General features: G+C 73.2%; 14 protein-coding genes. 9 read left to right on the forward strand and 5 right to left on the reverse strand.

Translation table 11 applies throughout. The features are described from left to right. The 4 genes from QMZ92_RS03460 to QMZ92_RS03475 are packed head-to-tail and all read left to right on the forward strand — an operon-like array spanning position 1 to position 4,039. Positions 1 to 924, forward strand: coding sequence for an ABC transporter permease (locus tag QMZ92_RS03460; RefSeq protein ID WP_283295742.1), 924 nt, complete (start codon positions 1 to 3; stop codon positions 922 to 924). Beyond that, entirely contained in the window at positions 917 to 1,897 is a 981-nt protein-coding gene (locus QMZ92_RS03465) for an ABC transporter permease (protein ID WP_283295743.1), read from the forward strand. The genes QMZ92_RS03460 and QMZ92_RS03465 overlap by 8 nt, the downstream gene beginning before the upstream one ends. Positions 1,898 to 1,908: 11 nt before the next feature. Beyond that, on the forward strand, positions 1,909 to 2,958 hold the full coding sequence (locus QMZ92_RS03470; RefSeq protein ID WP_283295744.1) for an ABC transporter ATP-binding protein: 1,050 nt from the start codon (positions 1,909 to 1,911) through the stop codon (positions 2,956 to 2,958). Next, positions 2,951 to 4,039, forward strand: a complete 1,089-nt coding sequence (locus tag QMZ92_RS03475; RefSeq protein WP_283295745.1) for an ABC transporter ATP-binding protein — start codon at positions 2,951 to 2,953, stop codon at positions 4,037 to 4,039. Before QMZ92_RS03470 ends, QMZ92_RS03475 begins: the two co-directional genes overlap by 8 nt. 50 nt (positions 4,040 to 4,089) lie before the next feature. On the opposite strand, the gene QMZ92_RS03480 is transcribed toward QMZ92_RS03475, so the two are convergent. Further along, a complete protein-coding gene (locus QMZ92_RS03480; RefSeq protein WP_283295746.1) occupies positions 4,090 to 4,698 on the reverse strand; it encodes a GNAT family N-acetyltransferase in 609 nt (202 codons plus the stop codon). Continuing rightward, positions 4,688 to 6,784, reverse strand: a complete 2,097-nt coding sequence (locus QMZ92_RS03485) for a penicillin acylase family protein (RefSeq protein WP_283295859.1) — start codon at positions 6,782 to 6,784, stop codon at positions 4,688 to 4,690. The genes QMZ92_RS03480 and QMZ92_RS03485 overlap by 11 nt, the downstream gene beginning before the upstream one ends. An 80-nt stretch (positions 6,785 to 6,864) precedes the next feature. On the opposite strand from QMZ92_RS03485, the gene QMZ92_RS03490 reads away from it, so the two are divergent. Beyond that, positions 6,865 to 7,296 carry an SIP domain-containing protein gene (locus QMZ92_RS03490; RefSeq protein WP_283295747.1) on the forward strand — a complete coding sequence of 144 codons (432 nt, stop codon included), beginning with the start codon at positions 6,865 to 6,867 and terminating at the stop codon, positions 7,294 to 7,296. A 446-nt stretch (positions 7,297 to 7,742) separates the two neighbouring features. Here the strand turns inward: QMZ92_RS03490 and QMZ92_RS03495 are convergent, their stop codons facing one another. After that, positions 7,743 to 9,872, reverse strand: coding sequence for a S9 family peptidase (locus tag QMZ92_RS03495; RefSeq protein ID WP_283295748.1), 2,130 nt, complete (start codon positions 9,870 to 9,872; stop codon positions 7,743 to 7,745). 201 nt (positions 9,873 to 10,073) lie between these two features. Between QMZ92_RS03495 and QMZ92_RS03500 the strand changes: the two genes are divergently transcribed. The 4 genes from QMZ92_RS03500 (at position 10,074) to QMZ92_RS03515 (ending at position 13,953) form a co-directional block, all read left to right on the forward strand. Then, positions 10,074 to 10,268 (forward strand): DUF2304 family protein, encoded by a 195-nt coding sequence (locus tag QMZ92_RS03500; protein WP_093652482.1) that lies wholly within the window; start codon positions 10,074 to 10,076, stop codon positions 10,266 to 10,268. 63 nt (positions 10,269 to 10,331) lie between these two features. Further along, positions 10,332 to 11,267, forward strand: a complete 936-nt coding sequence (gene mshB / locus QMZ92_RS03505; RefSeq protein WP_283295749.1) for an N-acetyl-1-D-myo-inositol-2-amino-2-deoxy-alpha-D-glucopyranoside deacetylase — start codon at positions 10,332 to 10,334, stop codon at positions 11,265 to 11,267. Next, positions 11,267 to 11,668, forward strand: a complete 402-nt coding sequence (locus QMZ92_RS03510) for a DUF6113 family protein (RefSeq protein WP_283295750.1) — start codon at positions 11,267 to 11,269, stop codon at positions 11,666 to 11,668. Before mshB ends, QMZ92_RS03510 begins: the two co-directional genes overlap by 1 nt. A 176-nt stretch (positions 11,669 to 11,844) precedes the next feature. Next, positions 11,845 to 13,953, forward strand: coding sequence for a hypothetical protein (locus QMZ92_RS03515; RefSeq protein WP_283295751.1), 2,109 nt, complete (start codon positions 11,845 to 11,847; stop codon positions 13,951 to 13,953). Between the two features lie 239 nt (positions 13,954 to 14,192). Here QMZ92_RS03515 and QMZ92_RS03520 read toward each other — a convergent pair whose 3' ends face one another. Next, positions 14,193 to 15,032, reverse strand: coding sequence for a transglutaminase family protein (locus QMZ92_RS03520; RefSeq protein WP_283295752.1), 840 nt, complete (start codon positions 15,030 to 15,032; stop codon positions 14,193 to 14,195). 17 nt (positions 15,033 to 15,049) lie between these two features. Further along, complete coding sequence (locus QMZ92_RS03525; RefSeq protein ID WP_283295753.1) at positions 15,050 to 16,057, reverse strand: GNAT family N-acetyltransferase; 1,008 nt, start codon at positions 16,055 to 16,057, stop codon at positions 15,050 to 15,052. Positions 16,058 to 16,149: the final 92 nt, after the last annotated feature.

Genomic DNA, 16,149 nt, shown 5'->3' on the forward strand with positions numbered 1-16,149 from the left:
ATGGGACGTTATGTGATCCGGCGTCTGCTCCAGATGATCCCGGTGTTCGTCGGAGCCACGCTGCTGATCTTCCTGATGGTCAACGTGATGGGCGACCCGGTCGCCGGGCTCTGCGGCGAGCGGGAGTGCGACCCGGCCACCGCGGCCCAGCTGCGCAAGGAGTTCGGCCTCGACAAGCCCGTATGGCAGCAGTACCTGACCTACATGGGCAACATCTTCACCGGGGACTTCGGCACCGCCTTCAACGGGCAGCCGGTCACCGAGCTGATGGCCGACGCCTTCCCGGTCACCATCCGGCTCACCCTGGTGGCGATCGTCTTCGAGATCGTCATCGGCATCGGCCTCGGCGTGCTCACCGGACTGCGCCGCGGCCGTCCCGTCGACACCGGCGCCCTGCTGGTGACCCTGGTCGTGATCGCCGTTCCCACCTTCGTCACCGGACTGCTGCTGCAACTTCTGCTCGGTGTGAGGTGGGGCTGGATCCGGCCTTCCGTGTCCTCCGAGGCCCCGCTCGACGAGCTGATCGTGCCCGGACTCGTCCTCGCCGCCGTCTCACTCGCCTACGTCACCCGGCTGACCAGGACCTCCATCGCCGAGAACCGCCGCGCCGACTACGTCCGCACGGCCGTCGCCAAGGGCCTTCCCCGCCGCCGCGTATTGACCCACCATCTGCTGCGCAACTCGCTGATCCCGGTGGTCACCTTCATCGGCGCCGACATCGGCGCGCTGATGGGAGGGGCCATCGTCACCGAGCGGATCTTCAACATCCACGGCGTCGGCTACCAGCTCTACCAGGGCATCCTCCGACAGAACACCCAGACCGTCGTCGGTTTCGTGACGGTGCTGGTGCTGGTGTTCCTGCTGGTGAACCTGTTCGTCGACCTGCTGTACGCCGTACTCGACCCGAGGATCCGCTATGCCTGAGGCCCAGTACGACGGAGGACGGGCCATCGCGCCGACCGGTGGCGGCGGAGTCATGGACCTGGCCACCGCAGAGGGGCAGACCCTGGAGAAGGCGCCCGCCGGCCCGCCCGGGCCCGGCCCCGGCGGCAGACCGCGCAGCCTGTGGTCCGACGCCTGGCACGATCTGCGCCGCAACCCCGTCTTCGTCATCGCGGCACTCGTCATCCTCTTCCTGGTCGTCATCTCGATCTGGCCGCAGCTGATCGCCTCCGGCAGTCCCCTCGACTGCGACCTGGCCAAGGCCCAGCAGGGTTCCCGGCCCGGCCATCCCTTCGGCTTCGACGGCCAGGGCTGCGACGTCTACACCCGGACCGTCTACGGCGCCCGCACCTCGGTGACCGTCGGTGTCTGCGCCACGCTCGGTGTGGCGCTGCTCGGGTCCGTACTCGGCGGGCTGGCCGGCTTCTTCGGCCGCGCCCCGGACGCGCTGCTGTCCCGGCTGACCGACGTCTTCTTCGCCATCCCGGTCGTCCTCGGCGGACTGGTGCTGCTGTCCGTCGTCACCAGCAACACCGTCTGGCCGGTGATCGGTTTCATGGTGCTGCTGGGCTGGCCGCAGATCTCCCGTATCGCCCGCGGCTCGGTGATCACCGTCAAGCAGAACGACTACGTGCAGGCCGCCCGGGCCCTCGGCGCCTCGTCGGCGCGGCTGTTGCTGAGGCACGTCCTGCCGAACGCCGTGGCACCGGTGATCGTCGTCGCCACCATCGCGCTCGGGACGTACATCTCGCTGGAGGCGACCCTGTCGTACCTCGGGGTCGGGCTGCGGCCGCCCACGGTGTCCTGGGGCATCGACATCTCCGCCGCGTCGCCCTACATCCGCAACGCGCCGCACATGCTGCTGTGGCCGGCCGGCGCGCTCGCCGTGACCGTGCTCGCGTTCATCATGCTCGGCGACGCGGTGCGCGACGCCCTCGACCCCAAGCTGCGCTGAGGAGCACCGCCATGAGTCCCGACTCCCCGCCCGACGGTCCCGCCACGCGAGCGCGGGGACCGGCCGTTCCGCCCGCCCGGCCCGGCACGCTGCTCGAAGTACGGGACCTGCGTGTGGAGTTCCGCACCCGCGACGGGATCGCCAGGCCGGTCGACGGCGTCTCCTGGTCCGTCGCCGCGGGCGAGACCCTCGCGGTGCTCGGCGAGTCCGGGTCCGGGAAGTCCGTCACCGCCCAGGCCGTCATGGGCATCCTCGACACCCCGCCCGCCAGGATCACCGGTGGGGAGATCCTCTTCCGGGGAAGGGACCTGCTGAAGCTGAAGGAGGACGAACGACGGAGGATCCGCGGCGCGGGAATGGCCATGATCTTCCAGGACGCGCTGTCCGCGCTGAACCCGGTGCTGACCGTCGGCGACCAGCTCGGCGAGATGTTCACCGTGCACCGCGGCATGTCGCGGAAGGACGCCCGAGTGAAGGCCGTCGAGCTGATGGACCGGGTCCGCATCCCGGCCGCGGGGCAGCGGGTCGGGCAGTACCCGCACCAGTTCAGCGGCGGAATGCGCCAGCGCATCATGATCGCGATGGCGCTGGCCCTGGAACCGGATCTGATCATCGCCGACGAACCCACGACAGCCCTGGACGTGACGGTCCAGGCGCAGGTGATGGACCTCCTCGCCGAGCTGCGCCGCGAACTCGGCACGGGGCTCGTCCTCATCACCCACGACCTCGGAGTCGTCGCGGACGTCGCCGACCGGATCGCCGTGATGTACGCGGGTCGGATCGTCGAGACCGCCCCCGTCCACGACCTCTACAAGGCCCCGGCCCATCCGTACACCCGCGGGCTGCTCGACTCGATCCCCCGCCTGGACCGCAAGGGCGAGGAGCTCTACGCCATCAAGGGTCTGCCGCCGAACCCGATGGACGTCCCGCCCGGCTGCGCCTTCCACCCGCGCTGTCCGATGGCCCGGGACATGTGCCGGACCGACGAGCCGGAGCTGTCCGAGGTGAGCCGCGACCGCGGGAGCGCCTGCTTCTTCTGGAGGGAGTGCCTCCGTGGCTGAGCCGGCCCGGCCGAGCGAGCCGATCATCGAGGTGCGCGGTCTGCACAAGCACTATCCGCTCACCCGGGGCGTCGTCGTCAGAAAACGGGTGGGGGAGGTCCGCGCGGTCGACGGTGTCGACCTCGACCTGTTCGCCGGTGAGACGCTCGGCGTCGTGGGGGAGTCCGGCTGCGGGAAGTCCACCCTCGCGAAACTGCTGGTCAACCTGGAGCGGCCGACCCGCGGCACCATCCGCTACAAGGGCGAGGACATCACCCGGCTGTCGGCGCGGGCGCTGAAGGCCGTGCGCCGCAACATCCAGATGGTGTTCCAGGACCCGTACACCTCGCTCAACCCGCGGATGACCGTCGGGGACATCGTCGGGGAGCCGTACGAGATCCATCCCGAGGTGGCGCCGAAGGGCGACCGGCGACGCCGGGTCCGGGAGCTGCTGGACGTCGTCGGGCTCGACCCCGGGTTCGTCAACCGCTACCCGCACCAGTTCTCCGGCGGCCAGCGCCAGCGCATCGGCATCGCGCGGGGCCTGGCGCTCCGGCCGGAGGTCATCGTCGCGGACGAGCCCGTGTCCGCCCTCGACGTGTCCGTCCAGGCGCAGGTCGTCAATCTGCTGGAGCGGCTGCAGGGCGAGTTCAGCCTCAGCTACGTGTTCATCGCCCACGACCTGTCGATCGTCCGGCACATCTCGGACCGGGTCGCGGTGATGTACCTGGGGCGGATCGTGGAGACCGGCGGGGACGCCGACATCTACGACCACCCCACGCATCCGTACACCCAGGCCCTGCTGTCCGCGGTGCCGGTCCCCGACCCGTCGCTCCGTGAGCGGCGCGCGGCCGCGGGCGGGAACGGCGGGCGGATCATCCTCTCCGGCGACGTGCCCTCGCCGACGAACGTCCCGTCGGGCTGCCGGTTCCGCACGCGCTGCTGGAAGGCGCGGGAGCGGTGCGCGCGGGAGGAGCCGGAACTGGCGGTGCCGGAGCGGTTCAGGGACGTGCGGAGTCCCGCGCGGCACGACTCGGCGTGCCACTTCGCCGAGGAGAGGCGCGTGGTGCCGGCCGGCGACGGGCCGCCCGCGGAGGACTGAGGCCCGCCCCGGAGGCGCCGGGGCGGCACGTGCCGGTCCTGCCTCAGGGCCTAGGCCGTCTCCCGGCGCAGGACGACCAGCCGGGCCTTCTTCTCCGGTAGGAACACCTCGGGCAGGTCGATCTCGGGGAGGACGATCTCCGGGCCCAGCTCGAAGCCGGTGCGGCGGAGCCGGTCGATCGCCTTGGCGTTGCGGACGTCCGGCTCGGCGACGATCCGCCGCACCCTCCCGTCGGCCAGGACGTGGCCGATGAGCACCCTGAGCATGGCTGCGGTGAAGCCCGGCCGCGGACTTCCCTTGGCGGGCCCGATCATCAGATGGAGGCCGATGTCGCCGGGCTCGACCTCGTAGCACTCGCTGACCCGGTCGGCCTCCGGTTCGTAGGTCTGGAACAGCATCACGGGCTCGTCGCCGAGGACGATCAGGAAGGCGTGGTGCGTGGTGAGCGAGTCCAGGTGCTCGTAGATCTCCCGGACCTCGTCGAGGCTCATCCCGCGCATGCCCCAGAAGCGGGCCCGCTCCTCGCCGACCCAGGAGTGGACGACGTCCGCGTCCCGTGCCGGGTCGAGCCGTCGCACGTGCACGGTGCCCAGCCCCTCGATGGTCTCCCGGTGCAGCGGTTCGGCGCTGTCCGCTCTTGCGGATGCCTCAGTGGTCATGTCTCTCCTCGGTGCGGTGCTCGGGGGTGAGCTGGTCGAAGTCGGTGACGACCGGGACGAACCCGCCACGCAGCCACAGCGGCAGCTGGTCGCGGTGGTGGGCGTCGCCCGGGATGCCCCGGGCGCCCAGCGGGACCACCCACAGGCTGTCGTCACGCCGGGCGAGGTCCCACACGTAGCGGGCGGAGGGTCCGCGCGCGCTCAGATCGGTGACGCCGGGGACGCTGGAGGTGGCCAGCACGCAGTCGTGGTCGCCGGACACCCCGGGCCACTCCTCGCCCTCGGGAGCGGCCACCAGCGCCTGCCAAGGTGCCAGCCGGTGACGCTCGCCCCAGGTGGTCCCGGTCCCGCCGGCCGCAGCGACCTCGTCGACGGCGTTCCGGACGAGTGCCGCGCGGTCGATTCCCGGCAGCCGGTCGGTCGTGAGCAGGGTCTCCAACGCGTACCCGACCCTGGCCGGCAGGTGGAGCCAGGGCAGGAACACCTCGGGGTACCCGAACGGACGTCTCAGCGGCTCCAGTTCGGGGTGGGCCGCGAGCCGCCGTACGACGGCCGAGCGGACGGCGGCGAACAGCGCGGCGTCGGCGCTGCCGGCCTCCATCCGCCGGTCCCACTCCAGCAGCCGGGCCCGCAGTGCCCGGGCGCCGGGGGAGAGCCGGTCCTCGTCCAGCGCGGCCACCAGCTCCAGCAGGGGTGCGGCGGACGCCAGCCAGGTGTCGGTGTGGACGGCCGCCATCCCGGGTGCCGTCCAGTTCTTCGACTCGCGCAGCAGTGCGGCGATCCGGTCGGCCCGGTGCGGGGGCGCGAACTCCACCCCCAGGGGAGTGGCGATGCCGCGGGCGTTCGCCATCACGGCGAAGTCCTCCACCTCGGCACGGGGCGTCTCGTGCCACCCCTGCCAGTCGTGGCCGGGCTCCCACGCGGGCACGACCCGCAGCCGGTTGTCCTCGTGCCGCACCGGTACGCGCCCGGCGACCCGGTGCAGCAGCCCGCCCTCGGTGTCCGCGGCGTGCACGACGTTGACCGGCTCGGCCCAGTCGTCGAAGGCGCGGTCCACGTCGCCGACGGTACGGGCCCGCAGGAGCGCCGGGATCGCCTCGAAGCCGAGGGCCGCGGTGACCCGGGGCGGGTAGCGGAGGCTGATGGCCTCCGACACCGCGCCCCTGCCGTCCCCTGCCGGGGCCTCGCACGCGATCACCGGGCCGCGCGCGGTCTCGATCACCTCGACGGTGACCGGGTCGCCTCCGGCCACCTCGATCGTCTCCCGGTGGTGGGCGGCCGGGTGCCAGCCGTCGGGGCCCTCGGCCTCGATCCCGTCACCGGTGCGCCGGAGGCGTTCGCGGTACAGGTCCTGGTAGTCGGCCATGGCGTTGGTGATGGCCCAGGCCACGGAGCCGGTGTGGCCGAAGTGGGCGAGCCCGGGGACACCCGGCACCGCGAGGCCGACGACGTCGACGTCCGGGCACACCAGGTGGATCTGCTGGTAGACGCCGGGGTCCTCGATGAAGCGGTGCGGGTCGCCGGCGATCAGCGGTGCTCCCGTTCCCGTCCGGCCACCGGTGACCAGCCAGCCGTTGCTGCCCGAGGTGCCGGGACCGTCGGTGGCGAACAGGGTGGTCAGTTCGTCGCCGAGCCGTCGCGCCACCTCCTCCCGCCACAGCTTGGTCGGGAAGCCGGCGAACAGGATGTGGGCGGCGATCCAGATGCCGAGCGGTACCCAGGGCTCCCAGCGGCCCGGTTGCAGTCCGGTGGCGGCGAACTCGGGTGCGTCCCCGGCGCCTTCCGCCAGTCCGTCGTTGACTCCCCCGACATAGGCGCCCACCCAGGCCGCCGTGTCCGCGTCCAGGGCCGCGAAGCAGCGCCGGGCGGTGTCCTCGAGCCGGGACTGCCGGGCGAACCGGTCCCAGACCACGGCCTCCGCGCCCAGGAAGGCCGCCGTCGTGCCCCGCACCCGGTGCCGTTCGACCTCGATCTGCCAGGCCCGGTCGGCGGCGGCGTTCCGCCCCTGGGCCCGGGCCAGTTCCAGGGCGCTCGAGGCGCGCAGGTGCGGGATGCCCCAGGCATCCCGGTAGACCTCGGTCGTCACACCGTCCCCCACTCTCCTGCTGGACAAGCCTTTAGGTTAGGCTGACCTAACCTTACTGGTCGTCCGGGGAGGATGCCGCGGTGGGGCATGGCTGGGAGGGCGTGGTCCTCAAGTGGTTCCGGGGCAAGGACTTCGAGTTCACGGTGACGGGGGCGGAGCAGGTCGCCGACCACTACCGCCGGGTGCACCCGGCCGGCGGCGGCATGCTCGCCGCCACTTGGTTCGAGACTCGGCACGAGTCGCACGTCGATCTTCCGCTCCGGGCCGGCGCCGCCCGTCACGAGCTGCGGCGGGTCCCCCGACAGGACGGCGGAGCGGCCCTCGTCGCGGAGGTGAAGGCCGCACTGCCCGGACCGCTCGGCGACGACCGGGCGGACGCCTTTGTCCGGATCGCCTGCGGCACCGCGACGCCCCGGACCCTCGCGGCGTACGCCCGCAAGGAGCTCGGTCTGCCCAAGTGCCGGGTGAGCGCGCTCGGGTACTGGCGGCCGGAAGGTCCCAAAACGCGATGAGTGGCCATCAAGTTCGTTAACAGCCGGGCAACTTGACCGAAGCCACACCGATATACGGACGTGCCACCCTGAACTGCGTACGGCCGTGCGGGTGCCGTAGACCGGCCGGGGCGCACATGCCGCCCCGGCCGGTCGTGCGTCCCACCGGTTCCGTCCGGGTGCCGGCCCCGGCCGGTCGTGGGTTCCGCACCGGTTCCGTCATGGGTCCCGGTCACCGGCCGGTCGTGCGTCCCGGGCCTGGAGCCCGGGCCCCGGTCGGGCCGGGAAGCGTTCCGGGCACTCCGGTGGTTCCGGGCCTGTGACGGCCGCACTCTGCTCTCCGCCCGGCGGCTCGGGACCGCCCTCCACGGCCTTCTGCCGCTCCTCGGCCTTGTCTCGGCGGGCTTCTCCGCCCCGCGCTCGCGGGCCCCGCCCGGCGGCGAGGGGACCGGCCGTCGGACTGTGCGTCAGGCGACCCCCAAGGCGCGCTTCAGGAAGTCCACCTGGAGCAGCAGCAGGTTCTCCGCGACCTGCTCCTGGGGTGTCATGTGTGTGACACCGGTCAGCGGCAGCAGTTCATGGGGGCGCCCTGCGGCGAGCAGTGCCGAGGACAGCCGCAAGCTGTGTGCCACCACCACATTGTCGTCCACCATCCCGTGGATGATCATCAACGGCCGGGCGGGCTCGGCCGGATCGGTCAGGCCGTCGTCCGTGACGAGGGAGTTGGCCGCGTACGCCGCGGGCTGCTCGTCCGGGAGGCCGAGGTAACGCTCGGTGTAGTGGGTGTCGTACAGCCGCCAGTCGGTGACCGGCGCGCCCGCGACCGCCGCGTGGAAGACGTCCGGCCGGCGCAGCACGGCGAGCGCGGCGAGGTAGCCGCCGTAGGACCAGCCCCGGACGGCCACCCGGTCGAGGTCCAGCGGGAACCGGTCGGCCAGCGCGTGCAGCGCGTCGATCTGGTCCTCCAGTGTGACCAGCAGATCGCCCTTGATCGCCTTCTCCCAGCCGGGGGAGCGGCCGGGGGAGCCGCGTCCGTCCGCGACGACCACGGCGAAGCCCTGGTCCGCGAACCACTGGGAGGTGAGATGCGGGTGGTGCGCGGCCACGACCCGCTGTCCGTGCGGCCCCCCATAGGGATCCAGCAGCACCGGGAGCGGGCCGTCCGTCTCCCGGTGGCCCTGCGGAAGCAGCACGGCGCACGGAATTCGCCGTGCGCCCCCTTCAAGGAACTGTGCGCGGGAGGAGATGACCGGTTTCTCTGCGTACGAGGCGATGCCGGCGACCGGCTTGCCCTCCCTCAGCACCTGGACCGCCGCGCCGGTCGGCACTCCGGGCCGTGCCGACGCGAGCACCGTCACGGCCCCCGAGCGAACCGCCCCGTGCACCCCCGCGCCCTCCGAGACCCGCTCGGCCCCCCGCTCGTCGACGCGGTACACATGGATCTCGCCGATCTCCGGATCCGCCGCCTCCGCGCCCGCCGACGCCGAGACCAGCAGGTCCGGCCCGCCCACGTCCAGTACCGCCCTGACGTGCAACTGCGGCCCGGTCAGGAGCCGGTCGCCCACCGCCAGTACCCGGGCCCCGCCCTCGTCCGCGATCCGCACCAGCCGGCCGTCCGGCGCCCACGCGGGCACCCCGGCCGACAGCTCGACCCACGCGGGGTCCTCGTCGGCGTGCACCGTGCGGGTGGCCCCGCTCTCCGTGTCCACGGCGAGATGCAGCGCCGTGCGCTGGTCACGGGTCTGGACGAGCAGCAGTGGGGCGCCGGCCGGTGACCAGTGCACCCGCGCCAGGTACGGGTACCGCTCCCGGTCCCAGAGCACCTCGGTGCGGGCGCCGTCGAGGTCCATGAGCAGCAGCCGAACCTCGGCGTTCGGCGTCCCCGCCGAGGGGTACGCGGTCGCCGCCGGCTCCCGGTCCGGATGCGCGGGGTCGGCGATCCACCAGCGCCGCACCGGTGAGGCGTCCACCCGCGCCACCAGCAGCCGGTCCGACGCGGGCGACCACCAGAAACCGCGCGAACGGCCCATCTCCTCCGCGGCGATGAACTCCGCCACCCCGTACGAGATGTGCTCGCCGTCCGGTTCGGCGAGCGCCCGGTCCCCGTCGCCCTCCGCACCGACGACGCGCAGCGCGCCGCCCGCCGCGTAGGCGACCAGACGCCCGTCCGGCGACGGTCTCGGGTCGACCACCGGCCCGGCGGCGGGCAGTTCACGCGCCGTGCCGGCCCGCAGCTCCGCCGTGAACAGCCGCCCGGACAGGGCGAAGGCCGCCAACTCCGCCTCGCGGTCCACCGCGTAGGCGACGATGCCTCCGGAACCCTCGCGGCTGCGCTCCCGCCGTGCGCGCTCCTCGGCCGGCAACTCCTCGTCCGCGCCGCCCAGCAGCACCCCGGGATCGGCGGCCACCCGCTCGCGCACCTCCCCCTCGAGGTCCAGCACCCAGAGCCGGTGGGATCGGTCCGTCCCCGAAGGGGACCTCAGGAACACCACCCGCGAACCGTCCGGGGCGACCGTGAACGCGCGGGGTGCGCCGAGGGTGAAGCGCTGCGTCCTGGCGTACTGGCGGGGGAAGGAGAGCTGCCGCTTCGACGTCATGCGACCGAACCTAGCCGAGCCGGTCCGCCGATTTCCCGTGGTGCGCTCACGGCGGCCGCAGCCGTGCGCCCCCGTGTGCTGCCGTGCACCGATCGATGCGGCCGAACGGATAGTTATGATCCGTAGCGCTAGGTGGGTAGGAACCTTCCGGCACACGCATGCTGCCCGTTCCCGACCGAATATCTGTGGAGGTGAACCGCCGTGGCACTCTCGATTTCGGCGGTGGTGCTGCTGGCGATCGTCGTCTTCCTGCTGGTCCGGAAATCCGGACTGAAGGCCGGACATGCGGCGGTTTGCATGCTCCTCGGGTTCTACCTGGCCAGCTCCTCGATCGCGCCCACCATCACCGAACTGACGACGAACGTGGCGGGCATGATCGGCGGGCTCAAGTTCTAGTCCCGCGTCAGGCGGCGTTCGCCCCGACGCGGCGCCGGCCGGCGGCCTCGTAGGCTGGGAGCCATGACGGATCTCCCAGCCCGTCGTCTGCTCCTGGTGCACGCGCACCCCGACGACGAGTCGATCAACAACGGCGCCACGATGGCCCGGTACGCCGCGGAGGGCGCCCTGGTCACCCTGGTCACCTGCACCCTCGGCGAGGAGGGCGAGGTGATCCCGGCCGGGCTCGCACATCTCGCCGCGGACCGGGACGACACCCTCGGCGCGCACCGGAGCGGCGAACTGACCGCCGCGATGAAGGAACTGGGCGTCCACGACCACCGCATCCTCGGCGGCGCCGGACGCTTCCGCGACTCCGGGATGATGGGAGTCCCGCAGAACCGCCGTCCCGGCGCGTTCTGGAACACCCCCGTGGAGGAGGCCGCACCGTACCTGGTCGAGGTGATCCGTGAGGTGCGGCCGCAGGTGCTGATCACGTACGACCCGCAGGGCGGTTACGGGCACCCCGACCACATCCAGGCGCACCGCGTCGCCATGCGTGCGGCGGAGCTCGCCGCCGACCCGGCCTTCCGGAGTGACCTCGGAGCGCCGCACCGCATCGCCAAGATCTACTGGAACCGGGTGCCGCGCTCGGCGGCCGAGGAGGGCTTCGTCCGGCTGCGCGCGGCGGACGTCGAGTTCCCGGGCGTCGCCGGCATCGACGACATCCCGGGCGTGGTCGACGACGCGGACGTGACCGCGGAGATCGACGGCACCGGCCACGCCGGGCGGAAGGCCGCCGCGATGCGTGCCCACGCCACGCAGATCGCCGTCGACGGGCCCTTCTTCGCCCTCTCCAACGACCTGGGCCAGCCGTTGTTCACCACCGAGTACTACCAGTTGGTGCGGGGAGCCCCGGGGGTACCCGCCGGTGAACGCGAGCGCGACCTCTTCGCCGGCACGGACGCCGCCCCCACGACGGGCGGCCCGGCCGTCACGACGACACAGGAGACAGAGTGATGAGCGGGTCCGGAGCCTGGCCGGCCAGGCCCCCCAAGGCGGCGCGCGTCGCCGCGTACATCGGCCTGGCCGTGCTCGGCGTCGCCGTCGGCACCGCCGGTTCGCTGGTCCAAGCGGCCTGGTTCCCGCTGGGGTTGCTCCTGGCGCTGCTCGGCGCCGCGGCACTCTTCTACGGCGGACTCCGTGTCACCGGCACCCAACTCGGTGTCCTCACGCCCGCCGCGGGCTGGGTCGCCGCCGTGCTGCTGCTGAGCGCGGGACGTCCGGAGGGCGACGGTGTCTTCGCAGGCGGTCTCGGCGAGATCGTCTTCCTGTTCGGGGGGGCCGTGCTGGCTGTGATGTGTGCCACCATGACGCGGTTGCCGCAACCGGGCCGGCCCTCCGGTCGACTTGGCAAGTGACGTGTCCCATCTGTGGCCGAATTGCCCATACTCGCTGGGACGGCCGGGGAACGCCGCTTCCCGCGGTCGCCGGATACGGATCGGCGGCGGCCAGTATGGTGGTGCGCGCCGCCGAGCCGCCCGCAGCAACGAGAACCAGTAAGAACGGGCGGCGGAGCCAACCGGGAGAACCTGCTTTGAGCCGTGAAACTGACAGTTCGCCCTCCGGCCCCCAGGGGCGTGGCGGGGCCGCGTACCCCTCGGGGACACCGCCGTACGGATCCCGCCAGTATCCGTCGCTGCACCCGACGCAGGACGCTCCGGAGGAAAGAGCCGAACCCGCGTCCGTGCGGCAGCCGGACGAGCCCCGGACCGAGACGACGCTGACGACCCGTATCCGGATCAACATCCCCGGGTCGCGCCCGATCCCGCCCGTGGTCATGCGCACGCCCATGAGCGACGTGGACAAGAAGGGCGCCCCCGCGCCCCGCGAGGGGGCGGCGGAGCGCACGGGCAGCACGCCCCGCCCGGCCGCGCCCGCCCCGTCGGCACCGGCGGCCGCCGGCGCCGGACGGGACGCCGGGAGGCCCGAGGCGCCCGAGAAGCCGGCCGACGAGAAGACCAGCGACTGGTTCGCCCCTCGCAAGGCGCCGAGCCCCACACCCCCGCCGCCCTCCGTGCCGGCCCAGGCGACGGGCCCCGGCCGGTCGCCGAACGCGCCGGGACCGCGTCCCGAGGACACCGGCGCCCACCGGATGCCCGGTGCACCCGCTCCCCGGAACGGGCAGGCGCCCGGCGCCCCCCGGTTCCCCGACGCACCGGGCGGCACCGGCAACCGGCCCCGCAGCGGTCTGGACTCCCTGTCCTCCGACCTGGACGCATCCGGCCGTGCCGCACCAGGGCAGCGGCCCCCGGGCGCCGGTCCGGCGGGCCCCACGACCGGTCCCGCCGCCGGTGTCTCGCCGTTCGCTCCGGGCGCCCAGCCCGGCGGCGCCCCGGGCGCCGGTGTGCCCGGGGCAGGTCCCGCCGGACCGCCGCGGATGAGCGACGACACCGCCGTACTCACTCCTCAGAAGCCCGCGCCCGAAGCCGGCCCCGGCGGCCCGGGCGGCAACGTCTCGGGCGACACGCTGACCAGCGGGATCCCCGTGGTGCCGCCGGAGCACCGTTCGCCGTTCCAGCCCGGGGGCCCCGACGGCGCCGGATCCCCGTGGCCCTCCGGGCCCGGCGGCCAGGGACCCGACTTCCCGGCGCCCGACTTCCCGGGCCCCGCCACCGCGCCGCGGACGACGGCCGGCCCCTCGCCGGCGCCGAGGTCCTCCTCGTCGTCCGCGCCGGCGTCGTCCGGTCCGGCGAAGAAGGGCCGGTCCAAGCTGGTGCTCGCCGGCGCCGGCGCGTTCGGCGCTCTCGCCGTCGCCTACGGCGCCGGGCTGCTGCTGAACCACTCCGAGGTGCCCAAGGGCACCACCGTGCTCGGCGTCGACATCGGCGGCGGGACCAAGGAGGAGGCCCAGGCGAGGCTGGAGGCCGCGCTCGGCAAGCGCGCCACCTCCCCGCTGCGGCTCAGCGTCGGCAGCCAGAAGGTCCAGCTCGCGCCGGACAAGGCCGGCCTCACCCTGGACAGCCAGGCCACCGTCCGCGCGGCCGCGGGCAGCGACTACAACCCCGTCTCGGTCATCGGCTCGCTGTTCGGCGGTGAGCGGGTCGCGCAGCCGGTCATCCCGGTCGACGAGGAGAAGCTCGTCGTCGCCCTGACCGACCTCGCGGGCACGTCCGGCTCGGCCTCCGAGGGCACGATCAGGTTCGAGCCGGGCAAGGCCGTCCCGGTCCCGGGCAAGGCGGGGAAGACGCTGAACGTCCAGCAGTCGATGATCTCGGTGCGGGACGCCTACCGCGCCCAGGTCGAGACGGGGCGCGTGAACAACGTCGAGCTGCCCGTCGCCACCCGCGAGCCGTCGATCACCCAGACCGAGCTGAACCGGGCCATGAAGGAGTTCGCCGAGCCGGCCATGTCCGACCTGGTCACGATCAGGGCGGGCGACAAGGAGATCCAGTTCGGGCCGGCGAAGTCCCTGCCGAGGATCCTGTCGATGAAGGCGGTCGACGGACGGCTCGTCGAGGTCTACAACAAGCAGGCCATCACGGAACTTCTGGACGGGGTCTTCGACGGGATCATGGTCACCAAGGGCGACGGGAAGCAGTACCCGCTGTCCGCGGACGACGTGGCCTCGGCGATGCAGAAGGCGCTGCTCGGCGAGACGCCCGAGGAGCGCACGCAGACGATCGAGCTCGACGGACAGGGCTGAGCCTGCGCCGACGCGCCGTCACGAGCCCCCGCCCGGTCCTCCGGGGCCCGGGGGCTCGCGCGTGCCGCCGCGCGATCCGGAGGGCGGCGGACGTACCGGCGGTGTCGCCTTCCGGGGGTTCGGGCGTACTCGCCCGTCGACGGGCCCTGCGCACCCGCACCCGCCCACCTGCGCACCCGCGAGGCCGCGGAGCCGAGCACGGGCCGCGGAGGGCCCGCACGACCCCCGCGCGGCGCGCCTCAGTTCAGCATCGACCTGGCCGAGTGCGCCTTCCGCCGGATCGCTTCCGCCGTCGCGGGTTCGGCGGCCGAGACGACGTCCGCGAACGCGTCCATCTCCGCCGCCCCCGCCAGGAAGTCGCCGCGCTGGACGAGGAGTTGCGCGCGGTCGTAGCGGAGGCGAGCCGGGTGGGAGGGCAGGAGGAGGGAGAGGTCGACGGCCCAGAGTGCGACGTCCGTGTGCTCGGGGCGGGCGGCGGCCCAGGCGCGGATGTTGTTGAGGATGCGGAGGACGATGTCCAGTGGGCCCGCGGGAGTCAGCATCGACGGCTCGAGCGGGGCGCCCGTCGTGCCGACCACGAGGAGTTCCGCGTCCGGTCCCGTCAGCAGACGTCCGCCCGCGAAGGGGTCCGCCATCACCGGGTGCTCGGGGTCGCCGAAGCCGACGACGAAGTGGCCCGGGAGGGCCAGTCCGTACACGGGCGCGCCGGCGCGGCGGGCCACCTCCATCCAGACGACCGACAGCAGGATCGGCAGGCCTCGGCGGCGGCGCAGCACCTCGTGCAGCAGGGACGACTCCAGCCGCTGGTAGCAGTCCGGGGTGCCGTGGAAGCCGCAGCGCTCGCCGAGCAGCGACGACAGCGCGGCCACCCAGTTGTGGGGGCCGGTGGTCCCGTACGGCAGCAGGCCCGCGAGCCGGTCCAGCTCGATCTCGGCGGCGTCGAGCCCCGCCTCGTCCAGCCGCGGATCCGCTTCCGCACCCACGAGCAGGCACAGTGTCGCGAGGTCGGGCCGCTCGGAGCGCGCCTCCTCGGCGAAGCGGCGACGCCGGCCCGCGGCCTCGGGGAGTGGCGGTTGCATATGCGTCTCGTACCCGTTCAGGAAGATCGGGAGTATCGGAAGTGGTGGTAGAGGTGGTGGACGGCGAATCCCATCCCCTCGTACAGGGTCCGTGCCCCTTCGTTGCCCGACTCGACCTGCAGCCAGGCCGCCGAGGCCCCCTCGTCCAGCGACCGCCGCGCCAGGGCCGCCATCACGGCCGTCGCGAGCCCCTGCCTCCGGTACGCGGGGTCGACCTCCACCGTCATGAACCCGGCCCAACGTCCGTCGACCACACAGCGGCCGATCGCCGCCGGAACGTCGGATGCGCCGGGGACGGTGGCGAACCACACCGACGGGCCGCCACCCAGTACTTCCAGTACATCCGGCCCCGGCACACCGAACCGCTGGTAACGCCGTAGCCAGGGTTCGTCCACGGATCGGTCCAGCCGCACCCGCTCCACGTCCGCGTCCAGGTCACCGATCGGTGCGAGCCCGCCGACGCGCAGCTCGGCGCTCACCTCGCGCTCCCAGCCCCGCTCCGCCAGTCCGGCGCACAGCCCCTCCTGGGTCCCCTCGGCGCCGGTCGCGGTCTGGACGTAGGCCGGAAGGCCACGATCGGCGTACCAGCCCCGTACGCGCGCCAGGGCGGCGTCCAGGGGTATGCCCGGGTCGCCGAGCGGCAGCACCGAGTTCGCCCGGCGGGTGAAGCCGGACGCCGCACGCAGCACCCACTCGCCCAGCGCTTCGCTCTCCACCGGCTGCCAGGCGCGGGCCGAGACACGCGCAAGCTCCTCGAACGACGCTGCCGGCACGCCCCGTCGACGGGCCGGCGCCGCGGGGACGACCTTGCCCGCGACCAGAGAGGATTCCGGGATGCGGACGGTCTCCCCGGTCCTTCGTGTGATCAGCAGCACACCCCCGGTCCACGATGTGAGAACCCCGACGGCGTCGGTGAACTCCACCGATCCGTCCGCCGGCTCGGCGCGCCGCCGCACCGACACGCGTTTTCCCACGTCAGAGGGGGTGATGCGAACCTCCAGTCGTCCGCCTGCGGTGAATTCCACAGCTCAGTCCTCCCCTCCTGTTCGGATCATCCCCAGGAACGGAGATACTAGGTGCGGGCATCGACGACGCCGCGCTCCCGCGCAGCCCCGCG

Source organism: Streptomyces sp. HNM0645 (genome assembly GCF_030056615.1).
GTDB classification, from domain to species: domain Bacteria; phylum Actinomycetota; class Actinomycetes; order Streptomycetales; family Streptomycetaceae; genus Streptomyces; species Streptomyces marianii.